Source organism: Oleiphilus sp. HI0061 (assembly GCF_001635675.1).
The window spans coordinates 1-1,345 of record NZ_LWFE01000441.1 but is presented as its reverse complement, the minus strand read 5'-3'; the positions used below and the strand labels follow the sequence as shown (position 1 = coordinate 1,345).

Here is a 1,345-nt window from a genome sequence, read left to right as displayed (position 1 = left end):
TCAGAAGTTCTGGTTTCATTTGTGCTTGATTTATCGTTCATAATAAGTCGCTAGATAACGCTAATAATAGTAGCTCTATCTGCTAGATCTCGGGCTCTGGCTCTAATTTATTAATGGTGACAATTAAACCGATTGCCGGGTGATCTAAATAATGAATTTCTCCATATTTTAAGCGCCGGCTTTGGTGTAAACGGAATACCTGACTAGGTATCCTGGAGGAAGAGTGCTTGCTTAAAACAATTTCGTCTGGCTTGTATGCTTGTAGCAATGAATCAGTTTTGTGTCGAATAGTGCTGGTCGAAAGTAGCCAGTCGAAAATGTTTCGCTCTGGATAAAACAAAAAACTGGTAAGAAATAAATCTGCTTCGATGTGCATGTATCGGGAACGTTTAATAGTAAGCGTTCCCTCTAGGTGAGTTTCACCATAATAGCTTTCATTTTGAACTACATCGGTCAGCGCAGATATACGAAGTGGGGGTAATGTGCTGCCTGGTTCCATGGCTTGTTGCCAAGCGCCATATTTAATGACGCGTACATCCCTACTTTTATTTAATTTTGAAAGCGCATCATTGAGTTGCATTGATGAACTATCAAGCTGTTCATATTGGAAGTTCGATAAGGTTTCTAAACCTTCGATCAAATGAGTGTATTGTGAATGCCGAGGTGGATTGTAGGGAACAAGATTAAACTTTCTATTCGCTTCGACATGCCCCTGGTGAGTAAAGAGAATGTATTCTACCTGGAATATTTCTTCGCTGAAATCTTCAGCATAAGCATGGTTAATCGTGAAAGACAAAAGAAATAGCGCGAGTATTCGAAAACAGAGCTTGTAGAGAGTATTCAATGTTAACACGTGCGTAAAAGCCTCACCTTCTTACAGGTTGGAGTGAAATTAGCTGAATACTACCATTCTCATTACTTAAAGCCAGAGAAATTTAAGNCTTGAATCCAAACCTTTCGAAAAGAAATGAGCTAGAAGAAATCACCGATGTAATTATTGAGTACGTCACCTTTTTGCACCTTTGGTTTGTCTGTACTCATGTCTACAGGTTTTTCTGTAGGCTCTACCGCTTCGGTAGGCGAGTGTGCCACAAATGCGGGGAGCTCGCTTGCTAAACTACTTTTCGTGGTGTGAACATGGTTAGCACCCTCTAAAGCAGTCACGCGGTAATAGTAACGCCCGCGATATGCTGCAAGGAAAACTAAGCAAAGTGTTAACAGTTCGAAAAGGTGAATGAGCATAATTGTAAGTTGGTACTCTAAGCAATATGTCAGTGTCTGCGTAAAAGTGAAGCGGTATTCTATTGAATAACGTGCATCAGATCAGCTAATTATAGTTGATTTT

At 40.1% G+C, this 1,345-nt stretch carries 2 protein-coding genes; both read right to left on the bottom strand.

Going from position 1 to position 1,345, the window contains the following annotated elements; translation table 11 throughout:
- Window positions 1–82 precede the first annotated feature (82 nt).
- Complete coding sequence (locus A3735_RS05925; protein ID WP_068507104.1) at window positions 83–853, bottom strand: CsiV family protein; 771 nt, start codon at window positions 851–853, stop codon at window positions 83–85.
- Between the two features lie 119 nt (window positions 854–972).
- The gene (locus A3735_RS05920) at window positions 973–1,242 is read right to left on the bottom strand and encodes a hypothetical protein (protein ID WP_068507106.1); all 270 of its coding nucleotides are present in this window, start codon (window positions 1,240–1,242) and stop codon (window positions 973–975) included.
- Between the last annotated feature and the right edge of the window lie 103 nt (window positions 1,243–1,345).